The sequence below is a fragment of the Levilactobacillus suantsaiihabitans genome, from assembly GCF_004745505.1.
GTDB classification, from domain to species: Bacteria; Bacillota; Bacilli; order Lactobacillales; family Lactobacillaceae; genus Levilactobacillus; species Levilactobacillus suantsaiihabitans.
On record NZ_RKLX01000004.1, the window covers coordinates 141330 to 164834 of the forward strand.

Annotated in this window: 24 protein-coding genes; 2 read left to right on the top strand and 22 right to left on the bottom strand. The window is 52.3% G+C overall.

Annotated features, from left to right (window positions below):
- Nucleotides 1–144: 144 nt before the first annotated feature.
- The 3 genes from groL to EGT51_RS03830 all read right to left on the bottom strand — a co-directional run bounded on the left by groL (nucleotide 145) and on the right by EGT51_RS03830 (nucleotide 3655).
- Complete coding sequence (groL, locus tag EGT51_RS03820) at nucleotides 145–1770, bottom strand: chaperonin GroEL (RefSeq protein ID WP_135367475.1); 1626 nt, start codon at nucleotides 1768–1770, stop codon at nucleotides 145–147.
- 60 nt (nucleotides 1771–1830) lie between these two features.
- On the bottom strand, nucleotides 1831–2115 hold the full coding sequence (gene groES / locus EGT51_RS03825; protein ID WP_135367476.1) for a co-chaperone GroES: 285 nt from the start codon (nucleotides 2113–2115) through the stop codon (nucleotides 1831–1833).
- Between the two features lie 901 nt (nucleotides 2116–3016).
- Nucleotides 3017–3655, bottom strand: coding sequence for a redox-sensing transcriptional repressor Rex (locus EGT51_RS03830; RefSeq protein ID WP_125575649.1), 639 nt, complete (start codon nucleotides 3653–3655; stop codon nucleotides 3017–3019).
- Between the two features lie 303 nt (nucleotides 3656–3958).
- Here EGT51_RS03830 and EGT51_RS03835 point away from each other — a divergent pair, with 303 nt between their 5' ends.
- The gene (locus EGT51_RS03835; protein ID WP_135367477.1) at nucleotides 3959–5908 is read left to right on the top strand and encodes an ABC-F family ATP-binding cassette domain-containing protein; all 1950 of its coding nucleotides are present in this window, start codon (nucleotides 3959–3961) and stop codon (nucleotides 5906–5908) included.
- 297 nt (nucleotides 5909–6205) lie between these two features.
- Here the strand turns inward: EGT51_RS03835 and EGT51_RS03840 are convergent, their stop codons facing one another.
- The 6 genes from EGT51_RS03840 to EGT51_RS03865 all read right to left on the bottom strand — a co-directional run bounded on the left by EGT51_RS03840 (nucleotide 6206) and on the right by EGT51_RS03865 (nucleotide 11509).
- Nucleotides 6206–6922: an SDR family NAD(P)-dependent oxidoreductase gene (locus EGT51_RS03840; RefSeq protein ID WP_135367478.1), complete on the bottom strand. Its 717-nt coding sequence runs from the start codon at nucleotides 6920–6922 to the stop codon at nucleotides 6206–6208.
- 632 nt (nucleotides 6923–7554) lie between these two features.
- Entirely contained in the window at nucleotides 7555–8208 is a 654-nt protein-coding gene (locus EGT51_RS03845; protein ID WP_135367479.1) for a nitroreductase, read from the bottom strand.
- 73 nt (nucleotides 8209–8281) lie between these two features.
- On the bottom strand, nucleotides 8282–9145 hold the full coding sequence (locus tag EGT51_RS03850; RefSeq protein ID WP_225428677.1) for an aldo/keto reductase: 864 nt from the start codon (nucleotides 9143–9145) through the stop codon (nucleotides 8282–8284).
- A 12-nt stretch (nucleotides 9146–9157) separates the two neighbouring features.
- Nucleotides 9158–10015, bottom strand: a complete 858-nt coding sequence (locus tag EGT51_RS03855) for an aldo/keto reductase (protein WP_135367480.1) — start codon at nucleotides 10013–10015, stop codon at nucleotides 9158–9160.
- A 14-nt stretch (nucleotides 10016–10029) separates the two neighbouring features.
- Nucleotides 10030–10566, bottom strand: a complete 537-nt coding sequence (locus EGT51_RS03860; protein ID WP_135367481.1) for a MerR family transcriptional regulator — start codon at nucleotides 10564–10566, stop codon at nucleotides 10030–10032.
- Nucleotides 10567–10642: 76 nt separating this feature from the next.
- Nucleotides 10643–11509 (bottom strand): LysR family transcriptional regulator, encoded by an 867-nt coding sequence (locus EGT51_RS03865; protein ID WP_135367482.1) that lies wholly within the window; start codon nucleotides 11507–11509, stop codon nucleotides 10643–10645.
- Between the two features lie 161 nt (nucleotides 11510–11670).
- Between EGT51_RS03865 and EGT51_RS03870 the strand changes: the two genes are divergently transcribed.
- Complete coding sequence (locus EGT51_RS03870; protein ID WP_135367483.1) at nucleotides 11671–11967, top strand: Dabb family protein; 297 nt, start codon at nucleotides 11671–11673, stop codon at nucleotides 11965–11967.
- Nucleotides 11968–12258: 291 nt separating this feature from the next.
- On the opposite strand, the gene tsaD is transcribed toward EGT51_RS03870, so the two are convergent.
- From tsaD to dnaX, 13 genes are all read right to left on the bottom strand, one after another.
- Nucleotides 12259–13302 carry a tRNA (adenosine(37)-N6)-threonylcarbamoyltransferase complex transferase subunit TsaD gene (gene tsaD / locus EGT51_RS03875; RefSeq protein WP_135367484.1) on the bottom strand — a complete coding sequence of 348 codons (1044 nt, stop codon included), beginning with the start codon at nucleotides 13300–13302 and terminating at the stop codon, nucleotides 12259–12261.
- Between the two features lie 647 nt (nucleotides 13303–13949).
- Nucleotides 13950–14540 carry a ribosomal protein S18-alanine N-acetyltransferase gene (gene rimI / locus EGT51_RS03880; RefSeq protein WP_135367485.1) on the bottom strand — a complete coding sequence of 197 codons (591 nt, stop codon included), beginning with the start codon at nucleotides 14538–14540 and terminating at the stop codon, nucleotides 13950–13952.
- On the bottom strand, nucleotides 14524–15249 hold the full coding sequence (tsaB, locus tag EGT51_RS03885) for a tRNA (adenosine(37)-N6)-threonylcarbamoyltransferase complex dimerization subunit type 1 TsaB (protein ID WP_135367486.1): 726 nt from the start codon (nucleotides 15247–15249) through the stop codon (nucleotides 14524–14526). The genes rimI and tsaB overlap by 17 nt, the downstream gene beginning before the upstream one ends.
- A 151-nt stretch (nucleotides 15250–15400) precedes the next feature.
- Nucleotides 15401–16147 carry an acyl-[acyl-carrier-protein] thioesterase gene (locus EGT51_RS03890; protein ID WP_135367487.1) on the bottom strand — a complete coding sequence of 249 codons (747 nt, stop codon included), beginning with the start codon at nucleotides 16145–16147 and terminating at the stop codon, nucleotides 15401–15403.
- Nucleotides 16148–16152: 5 nt separating this feature from the next.
- Nucleotides 16153–17034 carry a 16S rRNA (cytidine(1402)-2'-O)-methyltransferase gene (rsmI, locus tag EGT51_RS03895; RefSeq protein WP_135367488.1) on the bottom strand — a complete coding sequence of 294 codons (882 nt, stop codon included), beginning with the start codon at nucleotides 17032–17034 and terminating at the stop codon, nucleotides 16153–16155.
- Nucleotides 17035–17045: 11 nt separating this feature from the next.
- Complete coding sequence (locus tag EGT51_RS03900) at nucleotides 17046–17384, bottom strand: DNA replication initiation control protein YabA (protein ID WP_167850134.1); 339 nt, start codon at nucleotides 17382–17384, stop codon at nucleotides 17046–17048.
- Between the two features lie 29 nt (nucleotides 17385–17413).
- The gene (holB, locus tag EGT51_RS03905) at nucleotides 17414–18427 is read right to left on the bottom strand and encodes a DNA polymerase III subunit delta' (RefSeq protein ID WP_135367490.1); all 1014 of its coding nucleotides are present in this window, start codon (nucleotides 18425–18427) and stop codon (nucleotides 17414–17416) included.
- A 9-nt stretch (nucleotides 18428–18436) separates the two neighbouring features.
- Complete coding sequence (locus EGT51_RS03910; RefSeq protein WP_135367491.1) at nucleotides 18437–18766, bottom strand: cyclic-di-AMP receptor; 330 nt, start codon at nucleotides 18764–18766, stop codon at nucleotides 18437–18439.
- Nucleotides 18767–18793: 27 nt separating this feature from the next.
- On the bottom strand, nucleotides 18794–19438 hold the full coding sequence (tmk, locus tag EGT51_RS03915) for a dTMP kinase (protein WP_135367492.1): 645 nt from the start codon (nucleotides 19436–19438) through the stop codon (nucleotides 18794–18796).
- Between the two features lie 572 nt (nucleotides 19439–20010).
- Nucleotides 20011–20262 (bottom strand): YaaL family protein, encoded by a 252-nt coding sequence (locus tag EGT51_RS03920; protein ID WP_135367493.1) that lies wholly within the window; start codon nucleotides 20260–20262, stop codon nucleotides 20011–20013.
- A gap of 13 nt (nucleotides 20263–20275) precedes the next feature.
- The gene (gene recR / locus EGT51_RS03925) at nucleotides 20276–20875 is read right to left on the bottom strand and encodes a recombination mediator RecR (RefSeq protein WP_135367494.1); all 600 of its coding nucleotides are present in this window, start codon (nucleotides 20873–20875) and stop codon (nucleotides 20276–20278) included.
- A 21-nt stretch (nucleotides 20876–20896) separates the two neighbouring features.
- Entirely contained in the window at nucleotides 20897–21214 is a 318-nt protein-coding gene (locus EGT51_RS03930; protein ID WP_135367495.1) for a YbaB/EbfC family nucleoid-associated protein, read from the bottom strand.
- A gap of 21 nt (nucleotides 21215–21235) precedes the next feature.
- Complete coding sequence (gene dnaX, locus EGT51_RS03935; RefSeq protein WP_135367496.1) at nucleotides 21236–22984, bottom strand: DNA polymerase III subunit gamma/tau; 1749 nt, start codon at nucleotides 22982–22984, stop codon at nucleotides 21236–21238.
- Nucleotides 22985–23505: the final 521 nt, after the last annotated feature.

The following is a 23505-nucleotide window of genomic DNA, read 5'->3' on the forward strand; positions in this document are numbered from 1 at the left end:
ACGTGCGCCGACAGGCACCTGCTTCCACTTAACACTGATCGCCAGTTAATCGCCTGTTGGCACACTCTTTTCAGCCGCCAACAAAAAAGAAGCCTGAACCCGCAAGTTCAGACTTCTCGTCAATCATTTTTAATTAAATGCAGCTTACATCATGCCGCCCATACCTGGGTTAGCAGCTGGGGCTGCAGGTGCTGGGTTGTCTTCTGGCTTTTCAGCGACAACAGCTTCAGTCGTCAACAGCAAAGCAGAAACAGAAGCAGCGTTTTGAAGTGCAGAACGAGTAACCTTGGTTGGGTCAGTGATGCCGGCCTTAACCATGTCTTCGTACTTGTCGTCTGCGGCGTTGTAGCCAATACCTGGCTTTTCGCTCTTCAAGTGTTCAACGACAACTGAGCCTTCAACACCAGCGTTTTGTGCGATTTGGCGAACTGGTTCTTCCAAAGCACGCAGCACGATGTTCACACCGGTCTGTTCGTCGCCTTCAGCGTCAACCTTGGCTACGTCACCAATGACGTTGATCAAGGCAGTCCCACCACCAGCAACGAATCCTTCTTCAACGGCGGCACGGGTCGCGTTCAAGGCATCTTCAATCCGGTATTTACGTTCCTTCAATTCAGTTTCCGTAGCGGCACCGACACGAACGACGGCAACCCCACCGGATAACTTAGCCAAACGTTCCTTCAGCTTGTCGCGGTCAAAGTCAGAAGTCGTTTCTTCGATCTGACCCTTGATTTCAGCAACCCGAGCAGCGATTTGGTCCTTAGCACCAGCACCTTCAACGATGGTGGTGTCATCCTTAGTCACGTTGACCTTTTGGGCTTGACCTAATTGATCAATGGTCGTGTCCTTCAAGTTCAAGCCTAAGTCATCGGTAATCACAGTCCCACCCGTTAAGGTTGCGATATCAGCTAATTGGGCCTTACGACGATCACCAAAGCCAGGCGCCTTGACAGCAACCACGTTGAAGGTCCCACGCATCTTGTTCAAGACCAAGGTAGGTAAGGCTTCACCAGTGATGTCGTCCGCGATGATCAACAGTGAACGGCTTTGTTCAACAACGGATTGCAGCAATGGCAAGATGTCTTGGATGTTGCTGATCTTCTTGTCAGTGATCAAGATGTAAGGGTTGTCGAGGTTAGCTTCCATCTTATCGTTGTCGGTAACCATGTATTGAGACATGTACCCACGATCGAATTGCATCCCTTCAACAACGTCTAAGCTGGTATCAACCCCACGAGATTCTTCAATGGTGATGACCCCATCGTTACCAACCTTTTCCATGGCGTCAGCAATTAACTTACCCGTTTCCTTGCTAGCGGATGAAATGGAAGCGATTTGGGCGATATCGTCCTTAGTCTTAACGTCGATAGACATCTTGTGCAGCGCCTTAACAGCGGCGTCAGTTGCCTTTTCGATCCCGCGACGGATACCAACAGGGTTGGCACCGGCCGTCACGTTCTTCATACCTTCGTTAACGATGGCTTGGGTCAATACCGTAGCGGTCGTGGTCCCGTCACCAGCGATGTCGTTGGTCTTAGAAGCAACTTCGGAAACCAACTTGGCACCCATGTTTTCGAAATGGTCATCGAGTTCGATGGCCTTGGCAATCGTGACCCCATCGTTCGTGATGGTTGGGTTGCCGTAGCTTTGTTCCAAGACAACGTTACGACCCTTAGGCCCTAAGGTGGTCTTAACCGTGTCAGCTAACTTGTCGACACCGGCCAGCATTTTGCTGCGTGCATCTTCAGAGAATTTCAGTTCTTTAGCCATTTTCTACATTCACCTCATACTAAATTTTTTAAATAATCTCTCGTATTAGTGGGAAAGAAATTAATCAACGACAGCGACTAAATCCTTTTCGTGTAAAACAAGGTAAGTCTTGTCGTTGTACTTAACTTCCGTACCGGCGTACTTGTCGAACAATACCTTGTCGCCAACCTTAACAGCTGGGGCTACCTTATCGCCATTGTCTAACACACGGCCATCACTTACAGCAACAACGTTAGCCGTTGAAGGCTTTTCCTGCGCATTACTTGCTAAAACAATGCCGCCAACCGTCGTTTCTTCTTCTTGTGGTTGATCTAAAATGACGCGGTCTCCTAATGGTTTTAACACTTGAATCCCTCCAATAAACTTACTTTTTAGCACTGTTAGCACTTGACTAACATAAGTGCTAATCACAATATCTAATATATGGTTTTTCGTTCTAAAAATCAAGGAATTTGGCAAACAATTTGAAGAGTGCTAACGGCCCGGTTCGCCTAGCCCTTGCGGCTCTAAGCGAAATCCTTCATTCTATGATTTTTCTAATATCCGGCTGGACTGGCTGACGTGTTGGTAATCACCTGGGTTGAAGGTTGAAACTAAAATTAACGTGCTGATTGTCGTAATGACGGTGTTCCGATATCTAAAATTGGTCAAACAAGCCGCCTGCGTCAGCCAGGGCTCCGCCTGCTCTGGGGAACACCTCCAGCCTGAGGAGCGATCTTCCGGTTCGCTTGAAAGCCTGGCAAAACCCGCCAGTCTCTCAAGTCGTCCCGCGCAGTAGGCTGAGACAAAACCTCAGCCAACACCGCCGACACAGCTGGCTCCGCCCTGGCTGCCTCCGGCAAGGTTGACGGTTATCAGCAACACTGTGTTAATGAAAGACTAGTTGTCAATGTAGCTACTACCTGGGATTAAAGCAACTGTTACTAGCATGCACTACCGTAGCCGAGAGTGCGCCAACAGGCAACTGGTTCCGTTTAACACTGCTAGGCAAATAATCAAAATCCAGGATTATCCGCCTAGCACCGTTAATGCTCGCCAGTTAACCGCCTGTCGTCACACTCTTTTTAAACGGCAGGTAGCCAGTGATCCCTTACTCACCAACCCGTTTAGCCCGTTGTTTATAGCTGAACTTTCACAAGTCTGATTTGTGAAGGACATTTAGCGGTCCTCGGACTGACTTTTCTGGCGACGCTTTCACAAAAAGCACACAAAAAGTCGTAATCCCCCAAAAGATTACGACCCCGTTCTATTCTTTGCTGTTGTAGTGTTCCAAGAAGTAGATCAACGTTTGTAATTCGTTGGTCAAATCCACATTTTGGACCCGGACGTCCTTGGGTACCGTGACCCGCAATGGCGTGAAGTTCAAAATTCCCTTCACCCCACCGGCGACGGCATCATCCGTGACGGATTGGGCGACGTCGGACGGCACCGTTAAGATGGCGACCTGAATCTGTTGTTCTTCCAGCTGTGTCCGCAATTCCGTCATCGGGTAAATTGGCACACCGCTTTGAATCGTGTTGGCAATGTCGGCGTTCACGTCGAAAGCGGCGCTGATCCGGACGTTGCCATCCTGGTGGAAGTTAAAGTTCAACAGGGCATGGCCCAAATTCCCGACCCCGATCAAGGCCACGTTGGTCAGCCGATCTTGGTTCAGAATCTTCTTGAAGAATTTAATTAAACTTTCAACATCGTAGCCGTACCCCCGTTTACCCAGGGCACCGAAGTACGAAAAGTCTCGGCGAATGGTGGCAGAGTCAACTTTGACCGCCTCAGATAATTCAGTCGAGGAAACACGCGTCTTGTCCGCGTCCAACAGGATGTTCAAGTAGCGGTAGTAAATGGGGAGCCGCTTAGCTGTGGCGCGGGGAATCTTTTGTTCTGTCAAAAACGAGACCTCCTAATCAATCTTGCTGGTCACTGCCAGTCTGGCAATAACCATTTCTCTAAATGACAATCTGATTGTGAAATTTACTTTCTTACAAATTATAGCATAACCGCCCGCCTTGTGAAAGAAATTGCAATACTTTTTCACAATTCTTTAGGAATTTCGGTCTAATTGCAGAATATGCTAAAATAGACCTACTGAGGTTTTGACTGAAAGGCACCCAAACTGCCGCGTAAACCAAAGATTTTCAAGATATCTCAATTACCCTAAAAATAATGAATACCCCATCAAGGAGGTCATACCGTGATTCTTTTACAAGTCCAACAGGTTACCCGGCGTTTCGGGGCGACCGTCTTATTTGAAAATGTGACCATGGACGTCCCCGAGCATGGCCGCGTGGCGCTAGTTGGCCGCAACGGTGCTGGGAAGTCCACCCTACTGAAAATGATTGCCGGCGAAACCACCCCGGACGTCGGTCAGATTACGACCAAACGGGGGCTGACCATGGGCTACCAAGCCCAAAACGCCGGACTGGCCTCGTCCAAGACCGTCTGGAACGAAATGCTCGACGTCTTCGCCGAGGTCCGTGCCACCGAAAAACGCATCCACGAACTGGAACAGCAGATGAGTGATCCCGCCGTGATTGCGGATACCGAACAGTTCCAACAGATCAGTGCGACCTACGATCAGCTTCAACAAGACTTTAGCGACCACAACGGCTACGGCTACCAGGCCGAAATTCGCGGCGTGCTCCACGGCTTTGAATTTGGCGAAGAGTACTACGACAAGCCCATCAATGAACTTTCCGGTGGGCAACGCACCCAACTGGCCTTGGCCAAGCTGCTGCTGGAAAAGCCCGACCTGTTGATTCTCGATGAACCAACCAACCACTTGGACGTCGAAACGCTCACCTGGCTGGAAAGCTATCTACAGGGCTATTCTGGCGCCATTCTAGTCGTTTCCCATGACCGCTACTTCCTGGACCACGTGGTCAATGACGTTTACGACATGGCTCACGGCGGACTGGATCATTATCCTGGCAACTATTCGCACTACATTGACGCCAAGGCCGAACGGCTCAAGCGGGAATGGAAGGAATATGACAAGCAACAGACCGAGATCAGTAAGCTGGAAGACTTCGTGAACAAAAACATCGTCCGGGCCTCGACTACCAAACGGGCCCAGGCCCGACGGAAGCAGCTGGAAAAGATGGACCGCATCGCCAAACCTGAAGGCGATGAAAAGGTCGCCCGCTTCACCTTTAAGCCCCACCGGCAAAGCGGTAACGTCGTGCTCGACGTGGTCAACGGCGCGGTCGGGTATGACGACCAGGTCCTCTGCGCACCCGTCAATTTGGATATCAAGAAACACCAGGCCGTGGCCATTGTTGGCCCCAACGGGATTGGGAAGTCCACCCTGTTGAAAACGATTCTCGGCCGGATCCCCGCCATTCAGGGCCAAATCATCTTTGGGACCGGCGTCGACACGGGATACTACGACCAGGACCAAGCCACACTGCACGAGAAAAAGACCGTGCTTCACGAATTGTGGGACGACCACCCTACGACGCCTGAGGGCGATATTCGCTCGATTCTCGGTAGCTTTCTGTTTACCGGGGCCGACGTGGACAAGACCGTCCATAGCCTCAGTGGGGGCGAACGGGCCCGGTTACTGTTAACCAAGCTGGCCTTGCGCCACGACAATTTCTTAATGCTGGACGAACCCACGAACCACTTGGACATCGACAGTCGTGAGGTTCTGGAAAACGCGTTGAATGAATTTGACGGCACGATCCTGTTCGTTTCCCATGACCGGTACTTCATCAACCAAGTGGCCACCCAAGTCGTTGAGCTGGCCCCGACCGGAACGACCCGCTACCTCGGCAATTACGATTATTATGTCGAAAAGAAGGCCGAACAGGACGCCTACGCGGCTAAGGAAGCCGCCGAAGCCGAGGCCGCCCACCCGACCGTGGATACGCCCAAGCAAACGCAGGTCGACTACCAGCAACAAAAGGAACAGGCCAAGGCCAAACGGAAGCTGAGTCGCCAGGTCGACGCCCTAGAAACCAAGCTGGGCGAGCTGGAAACGCAGAAGACCACAGTCGAGACCGCCATGAGTTCCCCCGAGAACTTCAACGACGCCGACAAACTGGCCGACCTCCAAGAACAACTGACGGCCATCACCACCGAGTTGGACACGACTGAAGAGGAATGGACCGAAAAGAGTCTGGCACTGGAAGACTTTGATTAAACAAACGTGCAGTTAAGCATCACGAAACCAAAATTAAATCCCCCTGAGTTAACGGCTAGATTGCCGACTCAGGGGGATTTTGGGTTCAGCCGTGGGAGTTGCCTTAGCGGCGCGGTTCACGGCGCTTAGGCAACTGGCGTCTTTGAGACGTGTTCTTCGGCTCAAAGCGAGGCGTCGAGACCGACCTTTGGCTCGACCCGTCCGCCCCAGCGTTCCAACCCATATTTGGCGAACGGTAGGCGGCCAGCTCTTGCTGTGGGACGGTCAACAACCTTGCTTTCACCAATTTAAACTAGCTTAAAGTGCCGTGTACCCGCCGTCAACGTTGATCGTGGCACCGGTGACAAAGGAGGCTTCGTCGCTGGCCACAAACGCGATGACGTTGGCGATTTCTTCTGGCTGGGCTAACCGGCCAATCGGCATCTTGCTGACCATCGGCCCGGTCACTTCTGGCGGAAGCGTTTTCAAAAGTGGTGTTGCAACATAGCCGGGAGCGACCGCGTTAAAGCGAATGCCCTGAGCCGCGTAGGTCACGGCTTGGGATTTAGTATAGTTGGCCACGCCGGCCTTGGCTGCGGAATAGGCTTGGGACTTGGCCGCACCGACCACGCCCAGAATCGAGCTCATGTTGATGACGCTTCCACTACCCTGCTTGACCATCTGGGCAACGGCAACCTTGTTGGTCAACATAACCCCGGTCAAATCAATGGCGATAACTTTGTTCCAATTGGCCACGTCAATGTCCGCGACGCCGGCCTTCTTTTCGGTTACGCCGGCATTGGCAACTAAAATGTCCAAATGCCCGTATTGACTGACCACTTGGTCCACCATGCCTTGCAACGACTGTTCATCGGTCACATCAGTTTCAATGAAGGCCACGCTAGCATCACTTGGCGCACTGACATCGGCCGAAATGGCGACGGCTCCTTCAGCCACCATCTTTTGAATCGCGGCCAGGCCAATGCCGGAGGAACCACCCGTGACGACTGCAACTTTGTTTTCTAGTCTACCCATACTGCTCACTCCTTTTTGGTCAGTATACAGCAAAAGACCGGCGGCAAATAAGTCACTGCCGACCGGTCTTGATATACTGGTTCTTTTAACTGGAACCGATTGTTCGCTGTTACGGGAATCAGCGCGTTTATTCTACTTTCAACCTTTAGTACCTTGTCTCAATGACCGACAACGTCTATAATTCTAAATAGGTTCAGGGGAGAAACATTTGCATTTTAATTCAACGTGTATCCTCGAATTACGCCGAGAATACGCGTGACACGGGGAGATGTCTTTTAATGAAGCAGTTATTTAAGCACTATTATCAGGATGGTTTCGCGAAAACAAACGGCCTATTTAAGAATTATTCCAAGTGGTTTAGACGGTTATTCTTTGGCGCAGGGCCGATACTAGTGATTCCGCTCCAACTCATCTTAGCTTTTCTGCCCGAATCGCTACCCGTTCTTCTGCTTGAGGTCCTAGGTTTCGCCTACTTAATCCTCACACTTTCCCTATTTTTGGTGGAGTCCATCATCCACGGGGTGAGGTATCTGAGAAATAAGTAGCACGTTCGTTCAAAGCAAAAACTGCCAGTCCGAATAAATCGGCTGACAGTTTTCTTCTATCTACTGATATAAGCGCCATTCAATCGGCTAGTCATGAAATGTCGTCATCTGATCAATTGGTAATCGCGTAGACGTAATCCGGTTAACCGCTGCCTGCGCATCACGATACCCGAATCCAATCCCCATGATGAGCTTCTCGTCATTTTCCAGCTGAATATTGTGCCGAACTTCCTCTGGAAAACTGACAAATTGATAGGCGGGCATGGAATCGATCCCGGCATCCTTAGCCGCTAACATCAGTGCCAGACCAAATGCCCCCAAGTCGTATAGGGACCACTCTGAGTAGCCTTCAGGTAATGTCAGGTAAACGATAGCCTGGGCATTGTAGAGTTTACCCGCGGCATCCCCCATAATCTTCTGCCAATCGGGGCCAACCGACTGGGCAATGCCATCGGACCACGCCTGCATATTGGCCTGTGCTTGCGCGGACCAAGCCGACCGCGCCATTACGGGGAGATCGGCATGACCCTGTTCGCCGACATCCCCCAGGTGTTGGTGCTCCTGGCGAATACTTTGCAGCGTCTCACCCGTGACCACGTGGACCCGGTAAGGCTGTGAGTTTACCCAAGATGGGACCTCCTCTGCCGCAGAAATAATCTTCTCCAGCGTGGCCTTGGGAATTTGTTGATCCGTAAACCACCGTGTTGCGTGACGTTCATTTAAAGCTTGATAGACATCCATTCAACTAATCTCCTAACATTCAGTTTTAGGTTTACTGTACCACTGTGACTCTGGTTTCTGCTGGCCTGAACACTTATGATCTGGCCGTGTCCGGATCGAATTGGAATCCGCCACTGTACGGGGCTTCGTCGATGGCTTGCATCTCCGCCGACGTCAACGCAAAATCGAAATCATCCAAGTTCGCCTGCATATGCGCATCACTGGTCGATTTGGTCAAAGGGATAATGTTCTTTTGAATCAGCCACCGCAAAATCACTTGTGAGGGTTGCTTGCCATATTTTTGGGCGATCTCGTTAACCGTCGCGTCTTGTAAGACGTTGCTGTCTGGTCCACCGAAGGGACTCCAGGCTTCGACCTGAATGTCTTGGGACTGGGCGTACTCAGCCGCTGCCGTCTGGGCAAAGCCAGGGTGATATTCGATTTGATTCAGCATAGGCTTAATCTCACTATCCTCGACCAGTGCCTTCAGATGATGCGCCAAAAAGTTAGAAACGCCAATGGCTTTGATCTTACCAGCACGATACAGCTCTTCCAAGGCACGCCAAGTATCAGCGTTTAGTTCGCGCCAATCGTCATGCCATTTGGCATTGGCCGGCCAGTGAATGAGGTAAATATCCACATAGTCCAACCCTAACTTGTCCAACGACGCATTGAAGGCTTGTAACGTCTGTTGATAGCCCCGATGACTGTGCCAGGCTTTCGTACTAACCAAAATATCTTCTCGTTGGAGGTTGTTTTCGGCCATTGCCTCACGAATCCCCTGACCCACACTCACTTCATTGCCGTAGATTTCAGCCGTATCGATCAGCCGATACCCATTTTTAATCGCCTTTTTAACTGCCGTCACGGTCTCTTGGCCGTCCGGAATAATCGTACCGAAGCCGACTACTGGGACCTTGTATCCATTGTTTAATGTATAAGTTGAAGTCATATCCATAATAATTCGCTCCTATTCTACTGAAAATTGCTTTGACATGTCTAACATGGCTTGAAAGCCTTTGGCATCTTCCGGCATGTTGAACCCGTTGCCCGTATTCAATGTCGCGATTTTAGCCATTTCATCGTCGCGTAACTCGAAATCAAAGATAGCCAGATTTTCCTTCAGCCGGTTAACGTGGACGCTCTTGGGAATGGCAACGATGTCGCGTTGCATCAACCAGCGAAGAATCACTTGGGCCGTCGATTTACCATGAGCTTGCGCAATTTCCTTTAATTCTGGCAGCTCAAATACCTGATGATTCCCCGAAGAGAACGGTGCCCAGGCTTCCATTTGAACATCATAATCGATCATGGCTTGCTGGTCCGCCTCACGTTGGTTAAAGACGTTGGCTTCAATCATGTTCACGGCCGGCTTAACGTCCGTGAAATTAATGAGATCAACCAGTTTTTGTTGGGTGAAATTGTCGACCCCAATGGCCCGAACCTTGCCGGCACGATAGGCTTCACTCAGGTAGCGCCAAGCACCATAATAATCACTTACCGGTTGATGGATTAAATACAAATCTAAGTAATCCAATCCCAAATTCGTCAAAGACCGTTCGAGACCTCGTTGGGCCCCCTCATAAGAGTTGTCGGTCAGCCACAGCTTTGATGTCACGAAGAGTTCCGACCGGTCAACCCCACTACGCTTGATGGCACGCCCAACCGCTTGTTCATTACCATACGCGGCAGCCGTATCAATCAACCGGTAGCCCAACTTGATGGCTTGATAAACCGCCTCTTCGGCTTCGGCCAAATCCGTTACCCGAAAGACGCCCAAGCCTAACTTAGGCATTTTGATTCCATTATTTAAAGTAGTAAATTCCATTTTAATAATCTCCTTTAGTGATTTTCGGTCAGTTGAAATCTTAAATAGTCAATCCCAGCAATCTGTCGCTCGTAGTGGTGAATCGCGGCTAATCGTTCTTGCCGATGCTGCGTTAGCATCGCAATTAACTCGGCAGGCGGCCCCTGTTTCCGCAGATTAAGCGCCAAAAAATCTTCAATGTCATGTGATGAAAATCCAATTTGTTGCAGCCGAAGCATCAACCGCAACGCTTCAATATCAGTCGGCGTATAGGTCGGTGCTAACTGACCTGCAAACTGCTTCACTCGCCAGGATTCATAATCCGACAAAAGTTGACTGGGAAAATGATACTTGGCCTGAACATCATCTCGGTTCACTAATCTCACCGCTTTCTCCTGAACAGCTAATTGCTCAAAATTCTCTCGCTTAGCAAACTCATCAGTGGTGATGCCCTTGCTAATCGATGACTGTAGTGTATCGCGATTTTTTAGATATGTTAAATGCTTATTTTGTTCATTTAGAAATACATATTCTAAATATCTAAAAAGGGACCACCCAAGAAATTGCATCATTCTTGGATGGTCCCCTTTTTGAGCTGGGCTCTGAGTTCAGCAGCACTTACACGCCTGTCCCACTCTCCAGTAACCCTTAGTTTTTTTCTTGGCGGATAAACTCAATAAATGCTTTTGTCGCCGCCGAATGTGGCTGCTGACCTCGCCAGGCTAATACTGAATCTAATCTTAGCGCCGGCTCTAATGGCACAAAAGTTAAGTGGTCGAAGGTCTGATTGAGCTTTAAACAAATCACGACCCCGTGGTTTTGTTGCGCCAGCATCGCCGCACTATAAAGCAGATTGTAACGGGCCTTGTTCCGCATCTTGACTGCGTAATCTCCCGACCAGCTGACGAGTTCATTTTGAACCACCCGATCGGCAATCGTAATGACGCGAGTACCAACCAGATCGCCCGGGCGAATGGCATCATAGCTCGCAAATTTTGAGTCCTGATGCGCTAAGATTCCCCACTCCTCCTGGCTCTCCAGACGAACAAAGTCATATTTACCAATCTCAACCGGTTCGATGAGTAACCCCAAGTCTAAAACGCCCTGCTCAATCCAACCTTTAATGTCGTCATTATTACCGCTTCTCAAGTTAAATTTGACTTGGGGATGCTGCTCTTGAAACGCATCAATTAATTTCGCGACTTCCGCCATACTATGAAGTTCACTACAGCCAATGGCAATCGTCCCCGCAAGTTCCTGCTTTTCTTGTAGCTCGTCTCGCGCCCGTTCTAAAATATTCACCATATCCTGGGCCCGCCGGCGAAAGAGCAAGCCCTCTCGCGTTAGATAAATACTATGATTACTCCGGCGAAACAAGTCGACTTGCAGCTCAGCCTCCAACCCCTTTAACTGTCGCGACAAGGTCGGTTGGGTCATATGAAGTAAGGCCGCCGCCCGCGTCACATTTTCTTCACGCGCCGTAATTAAAAAGTAATTGAGCACCCGAATATCCATTAATCTTCACGTCCTTCATGGGTTATTTAGCCATATTTTAGCATAGATATACAAAATACGAATAACTAATCTAAGAAATTAAGCATTTTCAACTTAATGGTTTTTCGTTTAAACTAATGGCAATGCTTAACCACTACCCATGAACTTGGAGGAATCAAATCATGATCAAACACATTTTTATCGCCACGATTAAACCCGGTGTGTCAGCTGCCCGCGTCGAACAAGCCATTCAAGATATGCGCGCCATGAAAGACACGGTCCCAGAAATTCAATCCCTGACGGTTGGCCGCTCGTTGGGCTGGGCTGGTAGTGCCGACACCGTCAGCATGGTAATCGACGTCGCCGACCAGGCTAGTTTCGAGCGCTTGCTTGCCAGTGATGCGCACCAAAAGGTCAGTGCGGCCGCTGGCGAGGTTTTTAGAACCGACAATTTCGTCTTATCACAAATCAGTTATTAAATCGTTAATCTATCAACGCCGTATCGTTCAATCGGCTACACCACCTTGAATATGTTAGAACAGCAAACTCGCCAGCACATCACGTTGGTGGGTGACCCCTAAAATTAAAAAAAGATGAGCCTGGGACAAAACCATCCCAGGCTCATCTTTTACATAGCTGAAACGTGCGCCAAAAGGCAGCCGGTTCCGCTTAAACCTGATAACCAAACAATCCAAAACCAGGATTATTCGGTTATCAGCCTTAATGCTCACCGGCTAATCGCCTTTTGGCCCACTCTCATCTTTTTTTGGTCATTTAACCGGATCCGCCACCCAATCAAACTCTAAACTCGGGTCTGCGTTCAACGTCGCGTCCGCAAAGACACCGTGTTGGTAAGCCACGTAAGCAAAGGCGCCAATCATGGCGGCATTATCGCCACACAAATTCAGTGGTGCCTTGACCAGATGGGTAACGGGGTTGCTGGCCAGGTCGTGTTCCAAGCGTTCGCGCAGGCCATGGTTGGCGGCGACCCCACCGGCCAAGATCAACTGTTTGACTGGGTAGTCGGCCAATGCGCGCTGCGTCTTTTCGGCCAATACGTCGACCACGGCCTGTTGGAAACTGGCAGCGAGGTCCTGTTTATTCAACGTCTCGCCAATTTGGTCCGCATGGTGGGTCGTATTGATGAAGGCGCTCTTCAACCCGCTAAAGCTAAAGTCAAAGTTGTCATCTTTCTCCATGGCCCGCGGAAAATTGAACGTGTCGTGGCCTTGGTGGGCCCATTCGTCGACAGTCTTGCCGGCAGGATAGTTGACCCCCATGACCCGGCCGACCTTGTCGTAGGCTTCCCCAGCGGCATCGTCGCGGGTCTCGCCAATGATTTCAAATTCATTTTCGGCTGGCATGTACACCAGTTCCGTGTGCCCCCCGGACACCAGCAAAGCCATTGCCGGAAATTCAATGGGTTCCACGTAACGGGCCGCGTAAATGTGCCCCGCCATGTGGTTCACGGGAATCAGCGGCAGGTTGTGGGCAAAGGCCACCGTCTTAGCGGCCGTGACCCCAATCAACAATGCGCCGACCAGTCCTGGACCATAGGTGACCGCCACGGCATCCAAGTCGTCGTAGGTCACCTGCGCCTCATCCAAGGCATCCTTGATGCACAACGTCACTTCTTCGATATGGTGCCGACTGGCCACTTCGGGCACAACGCCGCCAAACCGCTGGTGACTCTTGATTTGGGTTGCGACAATGTTGGACAAGATCTTATGCCCGTCTTCAATGACCGCGACACTCGTCTCGTCACAACTTGACTCAAACGCTAAAATTAAATTTCGCTTTTCCGTTGGACTCACTCCCTTTAAAATTCTTGATCCTTGTTTTTGTTTTTCTCAATGATAATGTCCGTATTTGTCGCCTACCGTTGCGCGAAATTCCAGGCTGGAACGCTGGGGAAGGACGGGCCGAGCCAAAGACCGGTCTCGTCCCTTGCTTTGAGCCGAAAAACACGTCTCAAAGTCACCAATTTGTCAGCCAAAATCGCTGCCAAATTCCCCGGCTGAGCCTGGCTTTCGCTCCACTCTCGGCTAAGATTGGTGGTCTGCAAAACAACACGTTTACCCCAATCTAATATTTTCTTGTGACGCTCCCCCGCTTAACTTTCTGCATGCTTACACAGCACAATTCGTATTGACGGGCAGTGGGCCAAAAACACGCTTTGTTGCCAGTCGTCACCGCCTGAATCAGCACAACCGTAGCCGTGAGCGGCGCACCAGCAGCGTTCAGCCGTGGGATTCTCCTTAGTGGCGGGGCCACTTAGGGGAATGGCGCCTTTGAGACGCGAGCTTCGGCTCAAAGCGAGTGCCGAGACCGTCTTTCAGGCTCGGCGCGTCCGCCCACAGCGTACCGACGCATCTGGTGTGCCGCAGTAGGCGGACAGTTCCCAGCTCCATAGCAGGCATGATTGGCTGTCAGGTCACGAAAAAAACGAGTGGCGAAGCGCCTACTCGTCATCCGCAGCCGAATCTTCAGCCAAATACAGCGTCATGTCCGCAGCGTCTTCATGGTCACCGAAGTAGTACCCCCGCTTGATCCCCGTTTGTTCAAAGTCCAAGTCGCGGTAGAGCTTCTGGGCATTTTGATTGGAGACCCGCACCTCTAGACTAACTGACTTGTAATTCAACTTCCGGGCTTTTTTGATCATGGTTTCCAGCAGGAAGCGGCCCAGGCCACGGTTTTGGTACTCCGGCACGACCGCGATGTTGGTGATGTGCGCGTCGCGGGTCCGTTCGTCAAACGTACTGCCGATAAAGGCCAGGAGCTTGTCTTCCTTGCGAATAACCAGGTACAGCCGGTCCTTTTCGCGGCGCAATTCATTGGCAAAGGCCGTCGAATCCCACGGGGCCTTGCCGGCATAGACCGCCCGCTCAATCTCGATCATTTCCGGGATGTCGGTGAACAGGGCCTTGGCCACAAAGTACGTGACCTCCCGGATATCGACCCGGTGGTTTTTCACGTCCATCGCCTCTTCACGCACCAGTTCACGGCGGCTGCCAAAGATATTTTTATACCAGATTTTAAATTTTTTCAACATATGATTCGGTATCCTTCTTGTTTGGGTTCTTAGCCTGCCATTCGGCCTCGGCTTGGGTCAGACGTAAATAATTGGGGACGAACCGGTCCACGTCGGCCACGGGGTCCAACTGCTGGCCCAGCAGTCCAATCGTCGCCACTTGGGGCAGGTTCAACCAGGGGCTGATGCGCGGCGTGGCGGCTGAAACGGTGGTGTTGATCAGGTCCGCAAAATGATTGGCATTCCCCAAGAACCAGACCGGTTCAGCGTATTCCGTGACCGCCTTTAAAAAATCGGCGATGTTGGTGTGCGCGTCCGCAATCACGGGCGTGGGCACGCCACCGGAGATGCGGTACAACCCGGCGAACACGTTTTGGTTACGGGCATCAAATAGCGGTGCCACTAAGGCCCCCTCGACCGGAACGTTGGCCGCCAACGTTTCGAGACTGGAAACGGCGACCAGGTCGATATCTAAGGTCGCCGCCAAGGTCTTGGCCGTGGTGACGGCGATCCGAATGCCAGTGTATGAGCCAGGCCCCGCCGCGACCACGACCCGGTCCAAATCGGTGGGCTTCAGGTCGGCCATCGCCAATAGGCGCTCAATCTCGGGCAAGAGGTATTCCGCGTGCTTTTGGTGAACGGTGACCGTGATGGCCGCTAGGACCGTGTCGTCGTCCAAGACGGCCACGCTTAAGGGGCGATTCGATGTATCAATTGCTAAAATCTTCATATTTGCTTGCGTTCCCTTTCATTTTAGGTCGCCAGGTCGGACTCATCGTATTGGTGGTCCCGGTCGTGGTAGCCGTTTACTGTCTTTATCAGTTTAATATACTACCACAAAAGGCCACTGGCGACACCTTACCTGCTTAATCTATTGAAAACTACGTCCGGGCCTGCCACTGAATGGTCGCCTTGGCCGCCACCACGTCATCACGTTGGACCAGGTGTTGCGAGGTCAACGAGTCGGTGGCTTGTTCGTAGCTACTGGTGACCGGTTCGCCGTAGGTCACTTCATTTTCAAACCGGATGCGCACGTCGGCGGGCTGATGATCCCGCAAGAAGTCCGCGGGCAACACGTCGAGCATCCAGTCGAAGTAGTGGGCGTTGTTCACGTGACCGTTGCCGTCGATATCAAAGTAACGGACCGTGTACGGCTTGGTCGGCAGGTCGGCCGTCTCCGTCAGGCGGTCCGGCCGTGGCAGCCGCGGTAACCGTACGGACTGCGTGGATTGGTAAGGCGCCATGACCTCGGCAGGAATCGTCGCAATTTTTCGGGTGGCGTAGCTCATGGTGACCCAAATGCCCTCGCCATAAGCCAATTGCTTACCCGCTTCATCGAGCAACCAGTACTCGCGATAGGCGAAGTATTTGTTGTAAGACGTGGCCCGGGTCTTCAGTTGGACCTGATCGCCGGTCTTCGGCAACGCGCTGATCTGCAGGTGGTACTGGGTCACGACCCAGCCAACGCCATGAGATTGGACAAATTCAGTGGTCAACCCCAACGCCGCATTTTGATCTTCGGAGACCAAAACGAACAGGTTGATCAGCATGGCGAGCGTTAAATGGCCGGTGTCGTCCGCTTCGTAGTAGACGACCCGGTGTGGTTCGGAAAATTCATTAGCAGCCACCTGGGTCACTCCTTGTCTAAATGATGATAAGTGTTATAAATTACTTGTTTTTTGACGCCGCGCAAATTAGCGACTTCCTTGATGGCCGCGTTGGGTTTCTCCCCCGCCGCAATCAAGCGGTCGACCTGTACTTCAACGGGTTCGCTGAGGTCAACGGCCGTGGTCGCCGTCGTGGTCGGGGCGGGATTACCACCGACTAAGACCACGAATTCACCGCGGACGGTATCGGTGGCGGCCCAGTCGGCCAGCTCCGCTAACGTGCCGCGCAAGAATTCTTCGTAGCGTTTCGTCAGTTCCCGGCACAAAACGGCGGGCCGGTCATCGCCGAACCCAGTGGCCAGGTTTTGCAGCGTCTTTTTTAAACGGTGCGGGGCCTCGTAAAAGATCAAGGTCTCCGGCCGTTGGGCCAAGCCCTCGATTTCGGCACGCTGGTCCTTGGGTTTCCGGTCCAAGAAGCCGTAGAAATAAAACGGCTGCGGCGCCAATCCCGACGCAATCAACGCCGTCAATCCGGCATTGGCCCCAGGGAGCGGTGCCACCGGAATGTGGGCCGCGATGCAGGCGTTGACCAATTCGTGACCGGGATCCGAAATGGATGGCATCCCCGCGTCACTGACCTGGGCAATGTCGAGTCCCTGTTGGAGTTTGGCCACCAACTGGGGAATCCGTTCCCGAGTGTTGTGTTCATGAAAGCTGATCTGTTTGGTGGTAATATCAAAATGATTTAATAATTTCTGCGTGTTACGCGTATCCTCGGCAGCAATCAAATCCACGGCCTGAAGGGTCTTCACCGCCCGAAAAGTCATGTCATCCAAATTGCCGATGGGCGTGGGAACCAGGTATAGGTGCCCCTGCGCCTCGGTTTTAAAACTGCGTGTTCGTTCCATTAAGTTGCCTCCTACTGATCGCGATAAATAACTTCCAGGCAAAAGGCACACTCTTCGTCTTGCTTGCGGCGGGTGCCGTAAAATTCCCGACACACGTGAAAGCCTTCCTCGTAAAGTTTTTCCAGAATCTGCCGGGACTTCGAGAGGCCTTGGGGGGTCTCCGGGTCTTCCGGCAACGTCTTTTGTAATTCCCGGACCAACTCGCGCAGATGTTGATTCTCGATTTCCAATTCAGCGTTTTGTTCGAACACCTGCGTCATCTGCGTTTGTAGGTCGGAAAATTGGGCCAACATCTGTTGTAGCTGCCCCTCAAGACTCTTGAACTGATCGTAAACTTCTTCCTTATCCAAAGTTGCCACCCCTCCCATGCGAACTAGTCTTAGCGCATCTGCGCCAGAATCTGTAACGTTAAGGCTTCTAAGATTGCTTGAAAATTCAGGTTTCCCGCCAATTGCCCGCGGGTCGCCAAGGTTTCAGTCATAATCGTCACCAACCGGTCGATCGACAACTGGTGGGCGACGCGTTGACTGACTGGTGCCACTTGCGGGTAAGCCAAGTCGGTCGGGTCGACAGCATTGGCCTGTTGACGCAAGGCGTCGTGCCAGACCTGAACGACCATGTCCAAGACCACGCCTTGGCGGTCCCGATTGCTGCCCAACGGCACCAGTTCCGTTTGAACCCGGACAAAGGCCCGTTCGTCGCGGTCACAGCAGGCCGTAAACCATTGGCCAACCGCCGTTTGCGCGTTGGCTAGCCAGTCGTCGACCACTAATTCCTGCGCGGCACTGACACTCTCTGTCAACGTCGTCAATAAGTAGCGTTGGCTAGGCACGATGCCCGCTTTGGCCAACGCCGTAGTTAGAGCTTGCGGCGCCACCTTAATGAAATCAACGATCTGGGTCCGCGACAAGATGGTCGGCAAGATGAGATTCTTGTTGGCCGTCAGTAACAGCGCCACCGTGTTGCCCACGGGCTCCTCGATGAATTTCAACAGACTGTTGGCCGCACCGGTCGTCATCCGGTCGACTTGGTCTACGATAAAAATCTTCTGGTTGCCTTCGACCGCACTCTTGGTGAACTCCGCCTTGAGGTAACGGACCTGGTCGACCTTGATCCGTTGGCCATCGGGAACGACGCTGACCACGTCGGGATGGTCGCCCGCCATGATGCGCCGGCATTCCGGACACTGCCCACAGGGCAAGCCATCGTCGGTCACGTTTTGGCAAAATAAGCGCATGGCGACGGTCCGCGCGACTTCCTGCCGCCCGGTCCCATCCGCGCCATTAAACAGGTACGCGTGCGCCAAGTGGTTCGATTGAATTAACTGCATAAAGTGGCTCACGAGTTGCGGCTGCAGCCGTTGGGCCGTGGCCACCACGAATTCTTCGCTCATCTTGACCCCCTAAAACTGATGAAACTGCTCCACGGGCATCACGAACACCGTGGCGCCACCGACTTGCACCTCGACCGGGTAAGCCGACGTGCTGTCCAATTGGGCATCCAAATTAACGGGCGGCGTCATAAACTGCTGCCGGGTGTGGCTAGCTTCCTTGATCATGTTCAAGACCTCGTCGACCCGTTCGTCTTCGAGACCAATCATAAACGTGGTGTTCCCGGACTTTAAAAAGCCCCCGGTCGTCGACAAGCGGGTTGCGCGAATATCGTGGTCGATAAATTGATTACTCAAGCGATTCGCGTCTTTATCTTGAACAATGGCGATTAATAATTTCATACTGGGTTTCCTCCCTTTATGCCGGTGTTAAAAGTAAGCGGGTGCGGTCTGTTTGATCAACGCCAACGACTGCGCGACCACGGTGGCCGGGTCCTGGGTGGCGTCGATTAATTTGATGCGGTCGGGGTGTGCGGCCTGAAGTTTCAAATAAGCCGCCCGCACCCGGTCGTGAAAGGCCGTCTGTTCAACATCCAGCCGATCGACTTTGGTGGGGTCACGGTGCGCTTGAATCCGCCGCAAGCCGACCACTGCCGGCACGTCGAAATAAATCGTCAGTTCCGGCAACAGCCCGTCCGTCGCAAATTCATTCATTTTAGCGACCGCCGCTTCCCCGATTTCTCGGCCAGCACCTTGGTAGGCCACCGAGCTGTCGACATAGCGGTCACACAGGACCAATTTGTCCGCCGCTAAAGCGGGAAGAATCGTCTGGGCCAAGTGCTGCCGGCGCGCTGCCGCGTACAGGAGCGCTTCCGTACGGTAATCCATCGCCGTATTGGCGCGGTCCAAAATGATCGACCGGATACTCTCAGAAATCGGATTGCCGCCAGGTTCTCTGGTGATCGTCAACCGGTCGCCTAAAGCGGGCGCAATCTCCGCGGTAATGGCCTGCAACGCGCTGGTTTTCCCGGCGCCGTCGGGTCCTTCAAAACTAATAAACGTTCCTGACAACATACTCGACCCCATTTTTGTTTGATACTAAAGATTGAAAGCAAAATTAACGTATCACTTCCCGAAACGACAGTATTCTATCCGCTAAAGTTAGCGAAACCAGGAGCCTACGTCAGCCAGAGATTCCGCCTATCAGGAACACCGCGTTAACCACCAGTCAGGTGCCAAATTGGTTGCCATCAAAGGTTAACCCCATTATTACTGACCATCAGTCTTGTAGCCGAGAGTTCGTCAAATATGGGTTCAGCTGTGGGTTACCTGCTCAAAGCGAGGCCGAGACCGTTTCTCAGACTCGGTTCGGTCCAGTCCGCTCACCGCGTTCCAACTCGTATTTGGTGAACGGTAGGCGGACAGCTTCCGATTTGAAATTAGGGACCATCACTATCAACCACATCATTAGCTGATTTTTGCCTATCAATCTTTAGTTTGATAGTTATATTGTACTTGAATTCAGAATTGATGTCTATCGCCGCGCCGGTTTCCCGCCCGTTTTGTCAAGCAGGTCACCAAGTGCGTGACCACAAGCAAAAGGCGCACCAGAATCCACTTCCAGTCCGCCCCTCCTTGGTATTTAGCTAATCGCGGAACACCGCCGCGGAAATGTGCTTGCCCTTTACCTGGCGCCGCCGTGCTTCGCGGTACAAGAACAGGTAGGTCTGCCGAGCCAGCGCCGTATTGGCCGTCATTTGATTGTCGGCGTCCGCAATGGCTTCTTCCGTTTGCTTGGCGTGATCCCAGCGATCTTTGGCGTCGTCGATGGTCAACAAGAGCTGTTCATCGTAGGCCGCCTTTAAGCGAGGGAGTTGGCGTTTCTTTTTTCCAAACATACAAAGTCCCTCCTTACATTTCTGTCCGGCCTTCAACCGCCTTGAACAGGGTCATCTCATCGGCGTACTCAATGTCGCTGCCGACGGACAGGCCGTGAGCCAAGCGCGTCACCTTGATGCCCGCCGGCTTGATCAGCCGTGACAGGTACATGGCCGTGGCTTCCCCTTCCGGCGTGGCGTTGGTGGCAATGATGACTTCCTTAATCGCCGGATTGCTCTGGAGCCGGTTGATGAGGCTGGTGATGTTTAAGTCCTCGGGCCCCTTGCCTTCAATCGGCGACATGACCCCGTGCAAGACGTGGTACAGGCCGTGGTATTCCTTCATCTTTTCCATGACCATGATGTCCTTGGCCTGTTCGACCACCAACACGTGCGTTTGGTCACGCGTCTTATCGGTACAAATGGTGCACGGGTCACTCTCCGTGATGTTGCCACAGATCGAGCAAAAATGTAGGTCCTTTTTAGCTGAGACCAGCGCCTTGGAAAATGCCTTAACGTCATCTTCTTGCATATCAATCGTGAAGAAGGCCAGCCGCGTCGCTGACTTTTGCCCAATACCGGGCAGCTTCATGTAGCTGTCGATCAGCTGCGCAATGGGTTCTGGATACTGCATGGTCCCAACGTCCTTTCTAAATTACATCCCTGGAATGTTCATGCCTTGCGTGTACTTCCCTAAGGACTGCTTCGTTGCCGTTTCAACTTTGTCCAACGCATCGTTGACCGCGGCTAAAACCAAGTCGGCCAACATGTCAGGATCATCGGGGTCGATGGCTTCTGGCTTGATCGTCAGGTCGGTCATCTTCCGTTCCCCAGTAAACGTGGCTTGGACCATGCTGTCTGGTGAGACACCGGTGAAGGTTTGCGCGTTCAAGTTCGCTTGGTCCTCCGCCATCTTCTTTTGCATTTGCCGCATTTGTTTCATCATACTACCCATATTTCCCATGTTCCGCATTGTTCGTCATCCTTTCAAGGTTTAATCGTTTTTAACATCCACAACATCTTTGCCAAATAATTCTTCGGCCTTCGTCACGACCGGATTGGCCGCTGGTTTGGCGGGCTGTTCCGCATCCCCGGCATGATTATTCTGCAGCTCATCCTTGTGCGCCGTCAAATAATTCTTCCGGATCACGGGCCAGTCCTCCTTGGGCACAAACACGACGGGTAACGCCGTGCCAATCATCCGGTCCAGGCCGTTTTCAAGCGCATCCGTCAGCTCGTGATCGGACGTCGCGCGTTGATACAAGAAAGCGTAGTCAAACGCCACGATCACCCCGGAGTCGGCCGCGGCGACCGGTTGCGACACCTTCATGACCGCACGTTGCGTGATTGACAAGCTATCCAACACGTCGGGCCAGACTTCCTGGAGTTGGTTGAGCTTCTCGCGCGTCGCCGCACCCAAAACCGGATAGATTTTGGCCAAATTAACTTCCTTAGCCGGCGCCTTTTTCGTGACCCGCGGCTTTGCGGCTGGCTTGGCCGCCACTGGCGTTTGTTCCAACTGCTTGACCGTCGACTTGAGTTGATCGACCTCGTGTTGCAAGGCCGTCAACGCCGACGAGCTGGCCGCCGGCGCACTCGGGGTCGCGGCCGCGGCGTTCGGTGCCGCTGGTGCAGCCGTTGGCGTGGCGCCCTTTTGCCGGCCGATTTCAGCCAACTTGATGGTCAAGATTTCCAAATAAACGTCCGGGTGCGTGGTGAAACGCATCTGTTGCTGGATGGCGTTTAATTCGTTGATCATCGCGTACATCGTTTGGGCGGGCGTCTGCTTGGCCAACTGTTGAAAGTCGTCGCTGACACTGCCCATTTCGGCTTCTTCAACTAGCTGTGGTGCCTGTTGATAGAGCAACAGGTCACGCGCATAGCTGATCAGGTCTTCGGTAAACCGTTCGGCGTCCTTACCGGCTTCCAGCACGGATTGCAAAGTCGCTAGCGCCGCCTTGGTGTCGCCACCCAGCACCTGTTGCACGTAGGTGGCCAGCAGCTCATGTGTCACGCTCCCGGTCACCAGCAACGCGTTGTCGAGGGTAATTTCATTGTCGCCAAACGACAACGCCTGGTCGAGGATACTCAACGCATCCCGCATACCCCCTTCGGCCGCCTTGGCAATCACCTTGACGGCCTGCTCATCGTAGATCACACCCTTTTGATCCAAGATGTAGATCATCCGGTTGTAGCTGTCACTAGCCGCGATGCGTTTGAAATCAAACCGTTGCGTCCGCGAAATAATCGTGGCGGGAATCTTGTGCGGCTCCGTGGTCGCCAGAATAAAGATCACGTTGGCCGGGGGCTCTTCCAGCGTCTTCAGCAAGGCGTTGAACGCACCGGTTGACAGCATGTGCACTTCATCAATGATGTAGACCTTGTAATCGGCCACCGTGGGCGCGTACTTGACCTTGTCGCGGATGTCCCGAATCTCTTCGACCCCGTTGTTGGAAGCGGCATCGATTTCAATGACATCGTTCAAAGTCCCGGCCGTAATGGCTTTACAGGTCTCACATTCATTGCAGGGCTCACCGTCTGTTTGGTGATGACAATTGATGGCCTTGGCAAAAATCTTGGCTGCCGAGGTCTTCCCGGTTCCCCGGGGCCCCGCAAAAAGATAGGCGTGGCTGATCTGATTCGTCGTAATGGCGTTCTTCAAGGTCCGGGTAATGACTTCTTGCCCAATCATATCCTCAAACCGTTGGGGCCGCCAAACCCGGTAAAGTGCTTGATAAGCCATGCAATCCGTTCCTTTCGTTTACATTTTTGCGGCGCAGTTCGTGAAGCAATTCCTGCGCCCTCGTCTGTTCCTGAGTTAAATTCGCTGATTAATATTATAGCCTTTTTCAGTGGTCGCTGTCACGGATTGACTAGCAGATTTACGCAAAATTAATCCGGTGTGAATAAACCACCCGCCTCCCGTTGCGCGAAAGCTAGGCCGGAACGCTGGGGAAGGACCGCCCCGAGCCAAAGCCCGGTGCTTGCTTTGAGCCAGAAGTTCGCTGTCTCAAAGTCACCAATTTGCCAGCAAAGACCACTGGCAAATTCCCCGGCTGAGCCTAGTTTTGCTCCACTCCCGGCTAACACGTGACGGGAGACCATCACGCTTAGTTAAGGACAAATCTTGACGTCATCCATCACTTACTAATACTGGCCAAACCAGTTGCCTCCCCCTGTCAGCAACGACCGGACACCGATCAATCAGCCTCCAGTGGTTATATTTCCCAAGAAAAACATCATCGTTTCTTCCATATAAATAAT